General features: G+C 69.0%; 20 protein-coding genes. 13 read left to right on the top strand and 7 right to left on the bottom strand.

Annotation, left to right across the window (positions count from 1 at the left end; genetic code table 11):
• The first annotated feature begins 43 nt into the window (after positions 1-43).
• The 7 genes from rpmB (at position 44) to HUN07_RS07115 (ending at position 4,118) form a co-directional block, all read left to right on the top strand.
• Complete coding sequence (rpmB, locus tag HUN07_RS07145) at positions 44-280, top strand: 50S ribosomal protein L28 (protein ID WP_114718203.1); 237 nt, start codon at positions 44-46, stop codon at positions 278-280.
• Between the two features lie 2 nt (positions 281-282).
• Positions 283-447: a 50S ribosomal protein L33 gene (gene rpmG / locus HUN07_RS07140; protein ID WP_114718202.1), complete on the top strand. Its 165-nt coding sequence runs from the start codon at positions 283-285 to the stop codon at positions 445-447.
• A gap of 4 nt (positions 448-451) precedes the next feature.
• Positions 452-757, top strand: a complete 306-nt coding sequence (rpsN, locus tag HUN07_RS07135; RefSeq protein ID WP_114718201.1) for a 30S ribosomal protein S14 — start codon at positions 452-454, stop codon at positions 755-757.
• Between the two features lie 9 nt (positions 758-766).
• Positions 767-1,021, top strand: a complete 255-nt coding sequence (rpsR, locus tag HUN07_RS07130; protein ID WP_174908784.1) for a 30S ribosomal protein S18 — start codon at positions 767-769, stop codon at positions 1,019-1,021.
• Between the two features lie 105 nt (positions 1,022-1,126).
• Positions 1,127-2,314: an ABC transporter substrate-binding protein gene (locus tag HUN07_RS07125; protein WP_174908782.1), complete on the top strand. Its 1,188-nt coding sequence runs from the start codon at positions 1,127-1,129 to the stop codon at positions 2,312-2,314.
• Entirely contained in the window at positions 2,311-3,345 is a 1,035-nt protein-coding gene (locus tag HUN07_RS07120) for an iron ABC transporter permease (protein WP_114718198.1), read from the top strand. Before HUN07_RS07125 ends, HUN07_RS07120 begins: the two co-directional genes overlap by 4 nt.
• Positions 3,342-4,118 carry an ABC transporter ATP-binding protein gene (locus tag HUN07_RS07115; protein WP_174908781.1) on the top strand — a complete coding sequence of 259 codons (777 nt, stop codon included), beginning with the start codon at positions 3,342-3,344 and terminating at the stop codon, positions 4,116-4,118. Before HUN07_RS07120 ends, HUN07_RS07115 begins: the two co-directional genes overlap by 4 nt.
• Here the strand turns inward: HUN07_RS07115 and HUN07_RS07110 are convergent.
• Complete coding sequence (locus HUN07_RS07110; protein WP_174908779.1) at positions 4,115-4,501, bottom strand: hypothetical protein; 387 nt, start codon at positions 4,499-4,501, stop codon at positions 4,115-4,117. The genes HUN07_RS07115 and HUN07_RS07110 overlap by 4 nt on opposite strands.
• Before the next feature lie 52 nt (positions 4,502-4,553).
• A complete protein-coding gene (locus HUN07_RS07105) occupies positions 4,554-4,883 on the bottom strand; it encodes a MerR family transcriptional regulator (protein WP_254622833.1) in 330 nt (109 codons plus the stop codon).
• 334 nt (positions 4,884-5,217) lie between these two features.
• On the opposite strand from HUN07_RS07105, the gene HUN07_RS07100 reads away from it, so the two are divergent.
• Together HUN07_RS07100 and HUN07_RS07095 are read left to right on the top strand one after the other, a co-directional pair.
• Positions 5,218-6,069: a hypothetical protein gene (locus tag HUN07_RS07100; RefSeq protein WP_254622832.1), complete on the top strand. Its 852-nt coding sequence runs from the start codon at positions 5,218-5,220 to the stop codon at positions 6,067-6,069.
• 190 nt (positions 6,070-6,259) lie between these two features.
• Positions 6,260-7,186, top strand: a complete 927-nt coding sequence (locus HUN07_RS07095) for an AEC family transporter (RefSeq protein ID WP_114718537.1) — start codon at positions 6,260-6,262, stop codon at positions 7,184-7,186.
• 11 nt (positions 7,187-7,197) lie between these two features.
• Here HUN07_RS07095 and HUN07_RS07090 read toward each other — a convergent pair whose 3' ends face one another.
• Positions 7,198-8,079 (bottom strand): phosphatidylinositol mannoside acyltransferase, encoded by an 882-nt coding sequence (locus tag HUN07_RS07090; protein WP_174908775.1) that lies wholly within the window; start codon positions 8,077-8,079, stop codon positions 7,198-7,200.
• Between the two features lie 176 nt (positions 8,080-8,255).
• Here HUN07_RS07090 and HUN07_RS07085 point away from each other — a divergent pair, with 176 nt between their 5' ends.
• A complete protein-coding gene (locus HUN07_RS07085; protein WP_174908773.1) occupies positions 8,256-8,558 on the top strand; it encodes an ArsR/SmtB family transcription factor in 303 nt (100 codons plus the stop codon).
• Positions 8,555-8,941, top strand: coding sequence for a VOC family protein (locus HUN07_RS07080; protein ID WP_114718192.1), 387 nt, complete (start codon positions 8,555-8,557; stop codon positions 8,939-8,941). The genes HUN07_RS07085 and HUN07_RS07080 overlap by 4 nt, the downstream gene beginning before the upstream one ends.
• Before the next feature lie 6 nt (positions 8,942-8,947).
• On the opposite strand, the gene HUN07_RS07075 is transcribed toward HUN07_RS07080, so the two are convergent.
• Both HUN07_RS07075 and HUN07_RS07070 read right to left on the bottom strand, forming a co-directional pair.
• Positions 8,948-10,891 (bottom strand): vWA domain-containing protein, encoded by a 1,944-nt coding sequence (locus tag HUN07_RS07075; RefSeq protein ID WP_174908771.1) that lies wholly within the window; start codon positions 10,889-10,891, stop codon positions 8,948-8,950.
• Between the two features lie 24 nt (positions 10,892-10,915).
• On the bottom strand, positions 10,916-12,307 hold the full coding sequence (locus HUN07_RS07070) for an ATP-binding protein (RefSeq protein ID WP_174908769.1): 1,392 nt from the start codon (positions 12,305-12,307) through the stop codon (positions 10,916-10,918).
• An 88-nt stretch (positions 12,308-12,395) separates the two neighbouring features.
• Here HUN07_RS07070 and HUN07_RS07065 point away from each other — a divergent pair, with 88 nt between their 5' ends.
• A complete protein-coding gene (locus tag HUN07_RS07065; RefSeq protein WP_174908767.1) occupies positions 12,396-13,355 on the top strand; it encodes an alpha/beta hydrolase family protein in 960 nt (319 codons plus the stop codon).
• A 345-nt stretch (positions 13,356-13,700) separates the two neighbouring features.
• Entirely contained in the window at positions 13,701-13,949 is a 249-nt protein-coding gene (locus HUN07_RS07060; RefSeq protein ID WP_114718189.1) for a hypothetical protein, read from the top strand.
• Between the two features lie 44 nt (positions 13,950-13,993).
• Here the strand turns inward: HUN07_RS07060 and purH are convergent, their stop codons facing one another.
• Positions 13,994-15,577 carry a bifunctional phosphoribosylaminoimidazolecarboxamide formyltransferase/IMP cyclohydrolase gene (gene purH / locus HUN07_RS07055; protein ID WP_174908765.1) on the bottom strand — a complete coding sequence of 528 codons (1,584 nt, stop codon included), beginning with the start codon at positions 15,575-15,577 and terminating at the stop codon, positions 13,994-13,996.
• Positions 15,570-16,178, bottom strand: coding sequence for a phosphoribosylglycinamide formyltransferase (gene purN / locus HUN07_RS07050; RefSeq protein ID WP_174908763.1), 609 nt, complete (start codon positions 16,176-16,178; stop codon positions 15,570-15,572). The genes purH and purN overlap by 8 nt, the downstream gene beginning before the upstream one ends.
• Between the last annotated feature and the right edge of the window lie 20 nt (positions 16,179-16,198).

Genomic DNA, 16,198 nt, shown 5'->3' with positions numbered 1-16,198 from the left:
TAATCGTTCGAGTTCGGCCCTCATGGACCGGAGAGGAAGTCCCATGCCCGCTCGCTGTCAGGTCACCGGACGCACCCCGGGATTCGGCAGGTCCGTGTCCCATTCGCACCGGCGCACCAGCCGCCGCTGGAACCCCAACATCCAGAAGAAGACGTACTTCGTGCCCAGCCGAGGCCGACGAATCACATTGACGCTGACCCCGAAGGGCATCCGCACCATCGACCGGGACGGCATCGAGGCCGTCGTCGCCCGCATGCGGGCCGCAGGAGAGAAGGTCTGACCATGGCAGGCAACGAGGTCCGCCCCGTCATCAAGCTGGTCTCGACCGCGGGGACCGGATATCGGTACGTCACCCGCAAGAACCGCCGCAACGACCCCGACCGGATGGTGCTGCGGCGCTACGACCCCGTGATCCGTCGGCACGTCGATTTCCGAGAGGAGCGCTGACGCGGTGGCAAAGAAGTCGAAGATCGCACGGAACGAACACCGTAGGGCCGTCGTCGCGCGGTACGCGCCGGTGCGCGCCGAACTGAAGGAGACAATCCGCCGACCGTCCAGCTCGGCCGAGGAACGCGCCGAAGCCCAGTACCGGCTTCGGCAGCTTCCCCGGGACGCGAGTCCGGTAAGATTGCGCAATCGAGACGCTGCGGATGGACGTCCGCGCGGTCACCTGCGGAAGTTCGGTCTGTCCCGCGTGCGGATGCGCGAGATGGCACATCGTGGGGAACTGCCAGGCGTACACAAGTCGAGCTGGTAAGGAAGAGCAATGGCAGTCAAGAGAGCACCGTCGAAGAAGGCGCGCAGCGAACAGGGCCGCCGTCCCAAGAAGAACCCGCTGATCACCGCGGGCGTCGAGACCGTCGACTACAAGGACATCAACCTGCTCCGCACGTTCATCTCCGATCGCGGCAAGATCCGCAGCCGCCGCGTCACGGGCCTCACCCCGCAGCAGCAGCGTCAGGTGGCCGTCGCGGTGAAGAACGCCCGCGAGATGGCACTGCTGCCCTTCACCAACCGGTAGCACACCCGCTCTGCCGAAAGGCCGCGCAGTCGAGGCGACTGTGCGGCCTTTCGTCGTTTCCGGCGTGGTCGCACCGCCGTCCGGGGGCCGCGCTAGATTCTCCGGGTGTCGTTCTCGCTCCGTACCGCCGTTCTCCTCACCGCGACCGCCCTGACCGTGGGTGGTGTCGCAGCCTGCTCGTCCGACTCGTCGACGACCACCGGCGACGGTGGCCGTGCCGATTGCATCACCGACTTCGATGCGAACACCGACTACTTCCCCGACAAGCAGACTGTCGACTACGCCGAGAACTTCGACATCGAGTACCACAACTCGTACCAGGTGGTCACCGTCCGCCAGCCCGGGCAAGCCGACGAGTCGTACGTGCTCACCCGCTGCGGCGCCCCGAAACCGGAGCTGACCGGCGACCTCGCCGGCGCTCAGCAGATCGCGACGCCGGTGACCGACCTGTTCGCCGAGTCGACGACCCACCTGCCCAGCCTCGAAGCCCTCGGCAAGCTCGACGCCCTCACCGGCTTCGCGAGCGCCGACTACGTCTACAGCGAGACCGCCCGGGCTCACATCGCCGACGACGACGTCACCCAGTTCGCGACCGCCGGACAGGTGGACGCCGAGGCCGTGGTCGCACAGGGCCCGCAGGCGTTCGTCACCGGCGGTTTCGAGGATCCGGCGTTTCCCGTGATCGAGCGGGCAGGCATCCCGGTCCTCGACAACTACGACTGGCTCGAGACCGATCCGCGGGGCCACGCCGAGTGGATCAAGTTCTTCGCGGCCCTGACCGGCACGGAGAAGCAGGCCACCGAGACGTTCGACGGGATCGTCACGGACTACGACAAGTACACGACGCTGGCGGCGAACCAGACGCCGGTCTCGATCGTGCCGGGCCTGCCCTACCAGGGTGCGTGGTCGGTGCCGCTCGCGAGCTACTCCAACGAGTTGTACGCGACGGCCCGCATCACCCACCCGTGGATGACCGATCCGGGCACCGGCAGCCTGCAGACCGACCTCGAGACGGTCTTCGCCCGCGCCGGGGACGCACCGGTCGCGATCAGCAACTCCTCCAACAGGACCAAGGCCGAGGCGATCGCCGCGGAGCCGCGGCTCGCCGAGTTCGCGGCCTTCCGCGACGGGCAGGTGTGGACGTCGTCGAAGCGGATCACCGACGCCGGCGCCATCGACATCTACGAGCAGGGCGTCCTGCGCCCCGACCTGGTGCTGGCCGACCTGATCGCGATCGCCCATCCGGACCTGATGCCCGGCCACGAGTTCACCTTCTACAGCCGCCTGCAGTGAACCGCACCGCAGCTGCGCTGACCGCACTGGCCGCGTTCGTCTTCGTCGCGGTCGTGCTCGCGGTGTCGGTGGGTTCGGTGACCATCCCGTTCGGCGCCACCGCACGGTACCTGTTCACCGGGGATGCGGGCAACGCGCGCTGGACCACGCTCATCGCGGACATCCGCCTCCCCCGCGTCGTCACCGCGGCGTGCGCGGGCGCCGCGCTCGCCGTCGCGGGCCTGCTGATGCAGACGCTGTTCGCGAACCCGCTCGCCGACCCGTACATCCTCGGGGTGTCATCCGGCGCGAGTCTCGGTGTCGCGCTGGTCGTGCTCGGCTCCGGGGCCGGTGCGGGCGTGTTCGCGGCGGTGGCCGGCACCGGACGCCTGGGGATCGCGGCGGCCGCGGCCATCGGCGCGCTCGTGGTGCTGCTCGTGGTGCTGGCGATCTCGCGATGGATCCGATCGGTCGTGACGCTGCTGATCGTCGGCGTCATGGTCGGCTCGGTCACCAGCGCCGTCGTGTCCCTGCTCGTCGCCTTCTCGCAGCCCGCGCAGATGCAGCAGTTCATCCTGTGGAGTCTGGGGTCGTACTCCGGCGCGTCGTGGTCCGATCTGCGCGTGCTGATCCCCGCCGTTGCCGTCGGGATCGTGTTGGCAGCCACCCTGGTGCGCCCGCTCAATGCGATGCTGCTCGGCGAGGACTACGCCAACTCGATGGGCGTGCACCTACTGCGCACCCGCACCGTCGCGATCACGTCCGCCGCACTGCTGGCCGGCGCCGTCACCGCATTCTGCGGGCCCATCGCCTTCCTCGGCATCGCGGTCCCGCATCTCGCGCGCCTCGCGCTCGGCACGTCCGATCACCGGGTGCTGCTGCCCGGCGCCGTTCTGATGGGGGCCGCGGTATCGCTGTTGTGCTCGGTGGTGGCGCAGTTGCCGGGTCGTGACGGGGTGCTGCCCCTCAACGTCGTGACGGCACTGGTCGGGGCGCCGGTCGTGATCCTCGTCCTGATGCGATCGCGGCAGACCAAGGCGGGCATGGCATGACCCTCGTGCTCGACGACGTCACGGTGGGCTACCCCGGGCGGCCACCGCGAGAGATCCTCAGCGGACTGCATCTCACCGCGCATTCCGGGCAGGTCACCGCACTGCTCGGCCCCAACGGCGCCGGCAAGTCGACACTGCTGCGCTCGGTGGCCGGTCTGCAGCGGATCCTCCACGGGTCGGCCCGACTCGACGACGTCGACATCACGAAGCTGTCTCCGGCCGAGCGGGCCCGTCGAGTCGCGGTGGTCCTCACCGACCGCGTCGACGGTGGACTGCTCACCGGCGGCGAGATCGCCGCACTCGGACGACTCCCCCACCAGGGCTTCGCGTCCCGCCTCAGCTCCGCCGAACGGCAGCTGATCGCCGACAGCCTCGACCGGATGGGCGCCGCAGACCTCACCGACGTCCGCCTCCACGAGATGTCCGACGGCCAGCGCCAGCGGGTGCTGATCGCACGCGCGCTCGTGCAGCAACCGTCACTGCTGGTGCTCGACGAGCCCAGCGCCTTCCTCGACGTCGCAGCCCGCGTGGAACTGTTGGCACTGCTCGAGGAGATCGCCACCGACGCCGGCATCACGGTGCTGCTGTCGACGCACGACGTCGAACTGGTCCTGCGAACCGCACAGCACGTCTGGCTCGCGGCCGGAGACGGCACCGTGGTCGACGGCACCCCCACCGCCCTGATCGACTCGGGCGCGATCCGGCGGGCCTTCGACTCGCGGCGGGTCCGTTTCGACCCCACCGACGGCATCTTCCGGCTCGGCGAAAGCTAAGCGCCCGAACCGTTCTCGGCGTCCGGTCGTGGCGCGATCTCGTGCAGCATCGCGTCGGACGTGACCCATTTGCCGGTGCGGACGAGTTCCTCGATCACGAGGTCGAACGCGTCGACGAGCCACTCGTGCCGGGCCTCGACGAGCGCGACGTCTCCGCCGGTCTGTTCCTCGAAGAAGCGCACCAGCCAGATGTCCTGGGCGTCCGGGTCGTTGTTCAGACCGTGCTCGGAATTGGTGGCCAGCACGTACATGCTGAAGGCGAAGTCGACGCGGATCGCGTACTCGCCGCCGATGTTGACGACGCTGGTCGGCCGATGCGTCGCAGCCGCCAACGCGGTCATCGCGTCGGCGTAACGGTCGGAGTATTCCTGCGTGCGTGGCACTGGCGATCGTCCTTCGGGTAGGTGCAACTTCAGACGAGGTGCAAACTGAACGCTACACAGCCGACCCGATCGCCTCGACGGCCGACCGCAGACGTGCGTTCTCGGCCGTCAACTTCTCCTGCTCGTCCTCGAGCTCGAGAATGCGCCCGATGCCGGTGAGATTCACACCGAGGGAGACCAGTTCGCTGATCCGAGCGAGTCGATGCAGGTCGTCCTCGCTGTAGCGGCGGGTACCGCCACCGGTGCGCGAAGGCGCGATCAAGCCGCGACTCTCGTACAGACGCAACGTCTGCGGGCCGATACCGGCCAGTTCGGATGTCACCGAGATGCCGTACACACCACGCTTCGACCGGGTCGATTCATCCGGCGATTGGATTCCCACGCGACGAACGGTATCAGCGTCGCCCACAAGGAATCTGAGGTGGTTCGCATAGCTAACTTGCATGCGCGAGGTCAGAGCAACAGGTACGGGTGATAACAAACCGACCGGTCTTGTATTTTCTTGTCCGGCTGTTTACGCTCAGCAAAGTCGTTCAACTGTTCAGCACATGGACGAGGGGGCGACGCCTGTACCCATGGGGGGATCACAGGGGTGGCGTCGTAATTTTTCGACAGCGACGACGCCGCATCGACTAATGACATCCCGGACCGGCCTTCGGCCGCATCCGACCGGGGCGTCGAACCATGTCCACTACTCCCACAGAGGTGAGTGAAGTATGTCCAAGAACGCATTCCGCATCGGATCCGCTGCGGCGATCCTCGGCGCCGCCGCCCTCGTCGCACCCGCCCTCGCCGGCGCCTCGTCGACCGGATCGCTCGGCTCCACCGGATCGCTCGGCTCGAGCGAGGCGCCGGAAGGAATCGCCTGCGCAGAGCTGTCGACCGCGACCGCCCCCAATGGCTGGGGAATCCCGTTCGACGACGAGAAGAGGCAGATTGCCTACCACTCCGCCGAGAAGGTCCTCGACGACGACGGCTCGCTGAAGCTCGAGGTAAACGGCCCCGCCGACCGGTCGGTCAGCTACCACGAGGCCGGGGGCGTCAAGCTGTCCGACGCCGTCAAGCACGAGATCGGTTTCTCCGAACGCGCCGAGAACCCGACGGCCGCGTTCCAGCTCCGGCTGACCGGGACCAGCGAGAACACGAGTTTCGCGAACGGCTTCACGACCCTGGTCTGGGTCCCGGACGCCGGCGCTGTCGACACGTCCGACGGCGGCACCCACGTGAACCTGCAGGACGGCAAGTGGTGGAGCACGAAGAGCATCGCCGGCGCCAAGGACCGCGCGCTGGTGCCGCTCGCCGAGATCGCCGCGGCCAACCCGAACGCGGTCGTCGACCACTACGGCGTGAGCATCGGCCGCGGATCCGAGGCGACCTCGACACTGGTCGACGCCGTGAAGTTCAACGGCTGCACCACGAACTTCGCGCTCGAGGATCCGGCGCCGAGCGCGTCCGGTTCGCTGGGCTCGCTGGACACCGGCTCGCTCGGCTCCCTGGGGTCGACCAGCACCGGCTCGCTCGGTTCGCTGGACCTCGGCTCGCTGAACACCGGTTCGCTCGGTTCCTGATCCGATTGCGCGACAAGTAGGCCCCCACCTCGTCGGCGCGCCGATGAGGTGGGGGCTCGGTTGTCGTGTCGCAGACCGGCGAATCGGTGACTCGACGGGCGGACGCACGACCGGCGATTAGCGGCGGTAAGCTTCTCGAACTGGGTTGATCATGCAGGTCGGCGCCACAATTGAAGCGAAGGATGTAGGCGTGTCGGGCGTGGTGGCAGGGTTCACGGTCATCTTCGTCGTCATCGCTATCGGGTTCTTCCTGGGGCGCACCGGCACGCTCGGCGAGCACGGGCAGTTCGTCCTCAGCCGACTGGTGTTCTTCGTCGCGACACCGGCGCTGCTGTTCGACACCCTCGCCAACTCCGACCTGTCGGTGGTCTTCTCGCCGACCCTCGCGGTGGCCGCGGCCACGGCATTCGCGGTCGCGGGCATCTATCTCGTCATCGCGAGGCTGTGGCTACGCAGACCGCTTCCCGAACTGACGGTCGGCGCGCTCGCGTCGTCGTACGTGAACTCGGCGAACCTCGGCATTCCCATCGCGGTGTTCGTCCTCGGCGACGCGTCGTTCGTCGCACCCCTGCTGCTGTTCCAGATCATGATCTTCTCGCCGATCGCCCTGACGGTTCTCGACGTCAGCACGATGCGCGAGGGCAGCTCCCGGCTCGAGACGATCACCGCGCCGTTCAAGAACCCGATCGTGCTGGCCGGCGCCGCCGGACTGGCTGTCGCGGTGTCGAACTGGACGCCCCCGGAGGCACTGATGCAGCCGTTCCGGCTCATCGGCGGCGCCTCGGTCCCCGGCGCGCTGCTCGCGTTCGGGCTGTCGCTGTACGGCGTGCGCGTGCTCGAGAAGGGTGCGAGTCCGCGCCGCGATGTGGCACTCGCGTCGGTCCTCAAGATCTGCGTGCAACCGGTCCTCGCGTACGTGATGGCCCGCTTCCTGCTGGGCCTCGACGGGCACGAGCTGTTCGCGATCGTGGTCGTCTCCACCCTGCCGACCGCGCAGAACGTCTTCGTCTATGCGAGCCGCTACCAACGCGGCATGGTCCTGGCCCGCGACGCCGCCTTCGTCACCACCCTCGCGTCGATTCCCGCGATCGCCCTCGTGGCAGCGCTGTTGACCTGACGCCCGCAGCGTCACTCGATGCGATCGAAGTCGGCGGTCCACACCCGTTGCAGCATGTGCCAGTCGGCCGGGTGCGCGGCGATGCCTGCGGCGAAGCGGTCTGCCAATGCCTGTGTCGTGCACTGCACCCCGCCGACGGTGTCGACCGGGGCACCGACGTGGAAGCCCCAGCCGTCCGGGGTGAACCAGCAGTTCACCGGCAGCAGTGGTGCGCCGGTGTCGATCGCGAGCCGGGCCGGGCCGGCCGGCATCCGGGCGGATTCGCCGAAGAAGGAGACCGGCACGCCCGTGCCGGTCACGTCGCGTTCGGCGAGCAGCCCGACGATCCGCCCCTGCCGCAGCCGCGCGGTCAGCTGCTCGATCGGCGGCGTCTCGGTGCCGGTGAGTGGGATGATCTCGAAACCCAGCTGCTCACGGAACCGGACGAAGCGCTTGAACAGCGATTCCGGACGGAGCCGCTCGGCGACGACGACGGGAGGGCCCACCCGCTGCGCCACCCATACTCCCGCCAGGTCCCAGTTGCCGCTGTGCGGTAGGGCCAGCACCGCCCCGCTGCCACACGCGACCGCCTCGTGGATGTGTTCGAGCCCGGTGGCCGAGGATTCGATGCTCTCGGCCAACCGCACCGGATCCATCGACGGCAGCCGGAAGGCTTCGCACCAGTAGCGGGCGTAGGAGCGCAGGCTCGCGTGCACGAGGTCGTCGGGCACCTGCGCCGGCGTGGCGGACAGCACTCGGGCCAGATTGCGCCGCAACTGATCCGGACCTCCGTTGCGGGCCGCGCGATCGGCCGCAGCGTCGAACAGGCGCCTCGCCCACCGCTGGGGCAGGGCGCGCACCAGGCGCCAACCGGCCGCGTACCCGAGATCCCAGGCTCGATCCTTCGGCTTCATTGATCACCACCGGCGTCGTCGGCCGCGTCGGGACGACGATGCGGCGCTGCTGGCCACCGTACGACACGCCACCACCGTCGCGCCGGAGATGACGGCGGGTTCCTCGAGATGACCGAACAGGCTCGGTGCCACCCGCACCATTGACACGCAAGTAACCACTTGCCTATCGTTCGGTTGTGGGTGATCTGTTCAAGGCTCTGGCAGACCCGACGCGGCGCGCGATTCTCGACGAACTCGTCGACCGTGACGGGCAGACACTCTTCGAGCTGTGCGCCCGCCTCGTCACCAAGTACGGGCTCGGGTCGTCCCGGCAGGCCGTCTCGCAGCACCTCGCGGTCCTCGAGGACGCCGGACTGCTCCACACCCGCCGGGAAGGCCGCTACAAGTTCCACCATCTCGACACCACTCCCCTGCGGGCCATCGCCGACCGGTGGCCCGTACCCGACCCGGACCGCGACAGGCAAGGACAGGCACCGTGAAGATTCACCTGACCAGCGTGCACGTCAACGACCAGGACAAGGCGCTGGCGTTCTATACCGACATCCTCGGCTTCGTGAAGAAGCACGAGGTCCCGCTGGGCGAGCACAAGTGGCTCACCGTCGTCTCCTCGGACGCGCCGGACGGCACCGAACTGGTCCTCGAGCCCGACGCGCATCCCGCCGCCCAGGCCTACATGAGGGCACTCGTCGCCGACGGTATCCCGATCACGTCCTTCGGCGTCGACGACGTGCAGGCCGAGTACGAACGGCTGACGGCGCTGGGTGTGGTGTTCACCCAGGCTCCGTTGCAGATGGGTCCGGTCACCACCGCGGTGTTCGACGACACCTGCGGCAACCTGATCCAGATCGCGAGTCAGGCCTGAGCCGGATCACCGCGGTGGTCGGCGCATCCGCATGTAGTCGCTGACCACTGCCGCGCCGAGGCCGTCGAGGTCCGGAGCCACCACCCGGCCGCCGACCCGCTGCGCCATCCGGTCGACGACGCGGGCCAGGCCCGGGTCGTCGCCGAGGCGGAAGATCGTCACCTGCGCGCCCAGGCGGGCGAGGGTGTCGAGTTCGCGCACCGTCAGTCCCAGGGTCCGCACGCTCGGCGGATAGTCGAAGAACGCCTGCCCGTCGGGCTCGAGGTGCGCGGTGGGCTCGCCGTCGGTGACGATGAGCACGACGGGCTGTGCGTTGGGATGCCGGCGCAGGTGCCGGGCCGCGAGCAGCAGCGCGTGGTGCAGGTTCGTGCCCTGATCCCACGCTCCGTCGAGGCCGGCCAACTCCGCCGCGGTCAGTACCTCGGCGTGCCGCCCGAAACCGATGAGCTGCAACGCATCCCCGCGGAACCTCGTCGTCACCAGGTGGTTGAGAGCCAGCGCGGTACGTTTCATCGGCACCCAGCGGCCGTCCATCACCATCGAGAACGACGTGTCCACCAGCAGCGCCACCGCCGCCTGCGCACGCTGCTCGGTCTCGGCGATCTCGACGTCGGACACCGACATCCGAACCGGCACCCGGCCCGGATCGCGCAGCACCGCGTTGGTGAGCGTGCGGGTGACGTCCCACGGCTCGGTGTCCCCGAACTCCCACGGCCGCGACGCCCCGGTCGGCTCGCCCATCGCCCCCGCGCGACGGGTCTCCCGCTGACCACCGCGGTGCGACAGCCGACCCGCGACGTCGCGCAGCGCGGTCTGCCCCAACTGCCGCATCGCCTTCGGCGACAGCCGCCACTGGCCGTCCGGTGCACGGTCGAAGAAGCCCTGCTGCTGCAGTGCCCGCTCGAGATCGGCGAGTGTCTTCGCGTCGGCGACGGCCCCGTCGCCGAGTTGCCGGGCCAATGCCTCGGTGTCGATGTCGTCGAGCTGGGCACCCGGATACTGTTGCGACAGTTGATCGGACAGTCGCTCGAGCTCCGCGACGTCCGCGAGGGCGGACGTGCCCTCCCCCAACCCCATACCGTCGTCGCCGCGGAACTTCTCGCTGCCGGTCCAGTCCTCGCCGGGACGCGCGGCCTGCAGGTGCGCGTCGAGCCGGTCCAGTTGGCCCATCAACGACGGATCACCGAACGCCTGCTGCGCCAACGCGTCCAGCTCGGCGCGCTGGTCCGGGGTGAGCGAGTTCCGCAGACGTTGGGCCGCGGCCGCCCGACGCGCGAGCGAGTCCAGCAGTTCCTCGGTGTTGCGCGGGTTCTCGGGGAAGTACTCACCGTGCTTGTCCATGAACTCCCGGAACTGCTGCGTGGTGTCCTCGCCACGAGCGTGACTGTCCAGCAACGTGTTCAGATCCTCGAGCATCTCGCGGATCCCTTCACGGTCCGCGTCGGTGGCCCCTTCCAGGGCCTGCTTCATTCCGGCGAACCGCTGATCCAGCAGCTCCCGCCCCATCAGGTCGCGGATCTTCTCGTAGTCTTCGCGCGCCTGACTGCTCCGCCAGTCGTAGTCGACGAGATCGGACACCGCCTGCGCGGTCGACGGCGGAAGCTCCTCGATGCGCATCTCCGCGAAGCGCGCATCGTCGTCGAGAGCGCGGGCGAGGGTCTTGCGTTCCTCGAGCACCGCGCGGTCCAGAAGCTCACGGATCTCGTCCAGGGTGCCCGCAAGATTGTTGCGCTCCAACAGTTCCCGTCGGCGCCGATTCGCCTGCGCGGCGAGGTCGTCGAGCCCGCGCCGGTCACCGGCGCCGCGCCGCAGGAACTCACGCAGCGCCTGCCGCGGCGACGCACCCTCGAGGACGTCGTCGCCGATCGCGGCCAGCGCGTCACGCAGATCCACCGGCGGGGCCAGTGGATCGCCACCCTCGTACGGGCCGTAACGCGCACCGCGAGACATCCTGTCTCCCTTCACCACTGCCGACTACGAGTAGACGGCCTGGCCGTTCTCGTCGGGGTTCTTCGAGATCCGCCGGGCGAGATACAGACCCTCGAGCGCGAGTTCGGCGGCCGACGCCAGCTCGCCGTCGGATGCGGCGCCGAGCCGGCCCGCCACCTCGTCGAGCACCTCGAGGTCGGGCAGCTCGCCCAGTAGCGCCTTCGCGGTGACCCGCTCGCCCGTGACCACCGGCTGCCCCAGTTCCACCGCCGTCACCAACGGGGCGAGGTCGATGCCACCGAGGCGGATCCGCGCAGTGTCCGCGGTGGCTCGCCGCAGCAGGTGCTCGAGGACCTCGAGCTCGCGCCCCTCCTCACCGGACTCGAACTCGACCTTGCCGCGCAGCACCTCGACGACGGTGCCGAGGTCGATGGGCCGCGCCACCGGATCGGCCTCCCCGAGGACGGCGCTGCGGTGCACCGCCGCCGCGCTGACGGTCTCCGCGCCCGCCACCGCGAACCGGGCCGAGACGCCCGACCGCTGGTCCACCGACGTCGACTCGCGCAGCAGCCGCGTGAACCGGGCCAGCACCTCGAGCAGGTGGTGCGGCACCTGCGCCTGCAGGTTCGCCTCCTGCTGGATCACGGCGATCTCGTCCTCGAGCAACGACGGGTAGTGCGTGCGGATCTCGGCGCCGAAGCGGTCCTTGAGCGGGGTGATGATGCGTCCGCGGTTGGTGTAGTCCTCCGGGTTGGCGCTGGCCACCAGCACGACGTCGAGCGGTAGCCGCAGGGTGTACCCACGGACCTGGATGTCTCGTTCCTCCATCACGTTGAGCAACGACACCTGGATCCGCTCAGCCAGATCGGGGAGCTCGTTGATCGCGACGATCCCGCGATGCGCGCGCGGCACCAGACCGAAGTGGATCGTCTCCGGATCACCCAGGCTGCGCCCCTCCGCAACCTTGATCGGGTCGACATCGCCCACCAGATCCGCCACCGAGGTGTCCGGCGTCGCGAGCTTCTCCGCGTAGCGCTCGCTGCGGTGCCGCCACTCGACCGGTAGCGCGTCGCCCAGTTCGGCGGCCCGGCGCACCGAGATCGGGGTGATCGGCTCGTACGGGTGCTCGCCCAGCTCGGACCCGGCGATCACCGGCGTCCACTCGTCCAACAGCAGATACAGCGTGCGCAGCAACCGCGTCTTGCCCTGCCCGCGCTCACCGAGCAGGACGACGTCGTGCCCGGCGATGATCGCCCGCTCGAGTTGCGGCAGCACCGTCTCCTCGAAACCGACGATCCCGGGCCACGGGTCGAGGCCGTCCCGCAGTGCCGCGAGCAGGTTCTCGCGCATCTCGTCCTTGACCGGACGCTGGACGTGCCCGGACGCGCGGAGCTCGGCGAGGGTCCGTGGCAGATCGGCAGGCGATGTGGCAGTCACCACTCCAAGTTACGAGTGTTCGGGCGATTCGGCACGCGGTACCGCCGTCGCGTACGAAGTGGGTGCCCAGCTCTGATAAACACGGGGCATGGCCGATACCGAGATCACCTTTGCCGCCGGCGACATCACGCTGCACGGAAGCCTCCGCATCCCCGACGGCGCCGACTCGGCACCCGCGGTGCTGTTGCTCGCGGGCAGCGGCCCCACCGACCGCAACGGGGACAGCGCGCTGCTGCCCGGCTCGATCGGCACCCTCGAGTTCCTTGCCGACGTCCTCGAGGAGCACGGTTTCGCGAGCCTGCGCTACGACAAGCTCGGCAGCGGCTCCACCGGTCTGGGCCCGTACGACGTCGAGGACATCGGTGACCTCGGATTCTCCGTGTTCACCGACTCCGCCGCCGCCGCGTTGGACTTCCTCGCCGGCCGGTCCGCCGTCGACGCCGACCGGGTGTTCGCGATCGGTCACAGCGAAGGTGCCCTGATCGCCCTGGCGCTGGCCGCCAACGGCGCGAACGTCGCAGGCCTGGGCCTGCTCGAGCCGCTGAGCGTGCGGCTGCTGGACCTGCTCACCACCCAGATCGACGGCCAGCTCACCGCGGTCGTCGGGGCCGGACAGTTGCCGGTCCATCTCGCCGACGAGCTGCGTCTGGCGCTCGCCGGGGCGGTCGAGTCGCTGCGCACCGACGCGACGCTCAGCGACGACCTGCCGGACCCGCTGCGCGCCGCCGGCCTCGTCCCGGCGAATGCCCGCGCGCTCGCCGAGGAGGACGCGCTCGACCCCCGCGAGCTGGCCGCCCAGCTGCCGACGGGCATGCCGGTGATCACCAGCTGCTCCGCCAAGGACATCCAGCTCGACTGCGCCGACGTCGACGCGCTCGACGTCGCACTCGCCCACACCACGCTGACGCCGGTGCGGATGACGACCGCGAACCACGTGCTCAAGGAGATCGGCGATGCCGCCTCCACCGGCGCCGACTACATCGAGCCGCTGCCGTGGTCCGCCGAGTTCACCACCGGTTTCGAGGGCTGGCTCGCAACCCTCCGCTAGACACCCTGCGGGGCCGCCGGCGACACGCTGTCGCAAAAACGAGATGTCGCCGAGCGGTCACTGCTGTATGGTTCTCCGTTAACCAACGGGCACACACGAGAAGGGTACGGTCACGATGCGCGTCGAAAGCCCCGCGAAGTATGCAATGCAGCTTTGCAGCAAGCATTTTTCTCACGATCACGTATTTGCAGCCGTACCCGCGTGGCGCAGCCCCGCAGCCTTCGATCGACGGCACCGAGAATGAGTCACCCGTAACCGGAACCATTCTCGGGCACCCGAAGGCACACCGCCTCGGGTGCCTTTTCTTTTGCCTCTTTCACCCATACACAGTTCAGGAGAACCACCATGAAGCTTCGACTCGGCGCTCTGAGCGCCCCCCAGCAGGACCTGCCCGGTGACCTCACCGGACAGGTCGTCACCCTCGACCTCAGTCACATCGACGCCGACCAGAATGCGGCAGCGGCAGAACTGATCAGCCGGCTACTCGCCCGCGGCGCTGCCCGACTGGTCATCTCGGGTACCGACGACGCCAACGCCCGCGCGCTGGTCGAGTCCGCACAGCACAACGCTCCCCCGTCCGGGCTCGCGGCCTGAGCGGCACGCGAACCCCGGACGAGGGAGCGCAGTAGAGCAGTCGATCAGTGCGCGAAGTGGCGCGCACCGGTCAGGTACAGCGTGACACCGGCGTCGCGAGCGGCCTCGATGACCTCGTTGTCGCGGACCGAGCCACCGGGCTGGACGACGGCGCGGACACCGGCGTCGAGCAGGACCTGCAGACCGTCGGGGAACGGGAAGAACGCGTCGGACGCGGCCACCGAACCCTTGGCGCGGTCACCGGCACGCTGCACCGCGAGATGCGCGGAGTCGACGCGGTTGACCTGGCCCATGCCGACGCCCACCGAGGCGCCGTCGTTGGCGAGCAGGATCGCGTTGGACTTCACGGCACGGCATGCGCGCCACGCGAGTTCGAGATCCGCGAGGGTCTTCTCGTCCGCAGCCTCGCCGACGACGAGCGTCCAGTTGGCCGGGTTGTCGCCGTCCGCGTCCAGGACGTCGCGCTCCTGCAGCAGCGTGCCACCGGAGATCGGGCGCAGCTCGATGCCCGTCTCGGTGGGAGCGGCGGCCTCGAGAACGCGCACGTTCTTCTTGCGCTGGAGGACACCGATGGCCCCGTCCGCGTACGACGGCGCGATGATGACCTCGGTGAAGATGTCGGCGACCTGCTCGGCCATCTCGACCGTCACCTCGCGGTTGGCGGCGATGACGCCACCGTATGCGCTGACCGGGTCGCAGGCGTGCGCCTTGCGGTGCGCCTCGGCGATGTCCGCGCCCACCGCGATGCCGCACGGGTTGGCATGCTTGATGATCGCGACGGCCGGCTCGGCGTGGTCGTACGCGGCCCGCCACGCGGCGTCACCGTCGGTGTAGTTGTTGTACGACATCTCCTTGCCGTGCAACTGCTTCGCCTGCGCGAGGCCCGCAGGCTCGGAGGGGTTCTCGTACAGCGCAGCAGCCTGGTGCGGATTCTCGCCGTAGCGCAGCACCGCGGAGCGGTCCCACGTGGCACCGACCCACCGCGGGAACTGCGACAGTGCAGAATCTTCCGTCGCTTCGCTCGTCACGGACTCGACCAGCGTGGACGTCATCCAGGTGGCGACCGCGACGTCGTAGGACGCGGTGTGCTGGAACGCCTGCGCGGCCAGGGCGGTGCGCTCGAAGAGGTTGAAGCCACCGGCCTCGACCGCAGCGAGGACACCCTCGTACTTCTTCGGGTCGACGACGACCGCGACCGACGGGTGGTTCTTGGCAGCAGCGCGCACCATCGACGGACCACCGATGTCGATCTGCTCGACGCACTCGTCCGGGGTGGCGCCCGACGCGACGGTCTGCGTGAACGGGTACAGGTTCACGATCACCAGCTGGAACGCCTCGATGCCCAGCTCCTCGAGCTGCGCGAGGTGCTCCGGCTTCCGGGTGTCGGCGAGGACACCGGCGTGCACTCGGGGGTGCAGCGTCTTGACGCGGCCCTCGAGGCACTCGGGGAATCCGGTCAGGTCCTCGACCCTGGTGACCGGGATGCCGGCGTCGGCGATCTTGGCGGCGGTGGAACCGGTGGAAACCAGTTCGACACCCGCCTGGTGCAGGCCGGTGGCCAGTTCGACCAGGCCGGTCTTGTCGTAGACGCTGACCAGTGCACGGCGCACTGCCTTGCGTTCACTCACTTGGGATCACGGCCTTTCGTCCGTCGGAAACAACACCTCGGAGGGCGACGGAGGCCACGACCTCGGCCAGCAGTCGCCGTTCAACAATCTTGATGCGCTCGTGCAGCGTCGCCTCGTCGTCGCCGTCGAGCACCACCACCGGCTCCTGCGCCAGGATCGGGCCGGTGTCGATGCCGCCGTCGACCAGGTGCACCGTGGAGCCGGTGACCTTGACGCCGTAAGCCAGCGCGTCGGGCACCGCGTGCGCGCCGGGGAACGACGGCAGCAGCGCGGGATGCGTGTTGATGATCCGGCCGCCGAAGCGTTCGATGAACGCGGGGCCGAGGATCTTCATGTAGCCGGCACTGACGATCAGATCGGGGCGGTGCGATGCGACGGTCTCGGTGAGCGCGACGTCCCATGCGGCGCGGTCCGCGTGATCGCGCAGCGCCACACGGAAGTGGTCGATGCCCGCGTCGTCGGCGTGAGCCGTTGCTCCGCAGTCGCGGTCGACGCCGACCGCGACGATGGTCGCAGGGTATCCGTCGGTGCGCGTGGCGGCGATGAGCGCCTGCAGCAGGCTGCCCGTCCCCGAGGCGAGTACGACGATCCGAGCGGGCACCGTGGGCCGCAGCTGGTCAC

This window comes from Rhodococcus sp. W8901, from assembly GCF_013348805.1.
In the GTDB taxonomy this organism is placed as follows: domain Bacteria; phylum Actinomycetota; class Actinomycetes; order Mycobacteriales; family Mycobacteriaceae; genus Prescottella.
The sequence above is the reverse complement of the archived record's forward strand: the minus strand, read 5'-3'. Positions and strand labels throughout refer to the sequence as shown.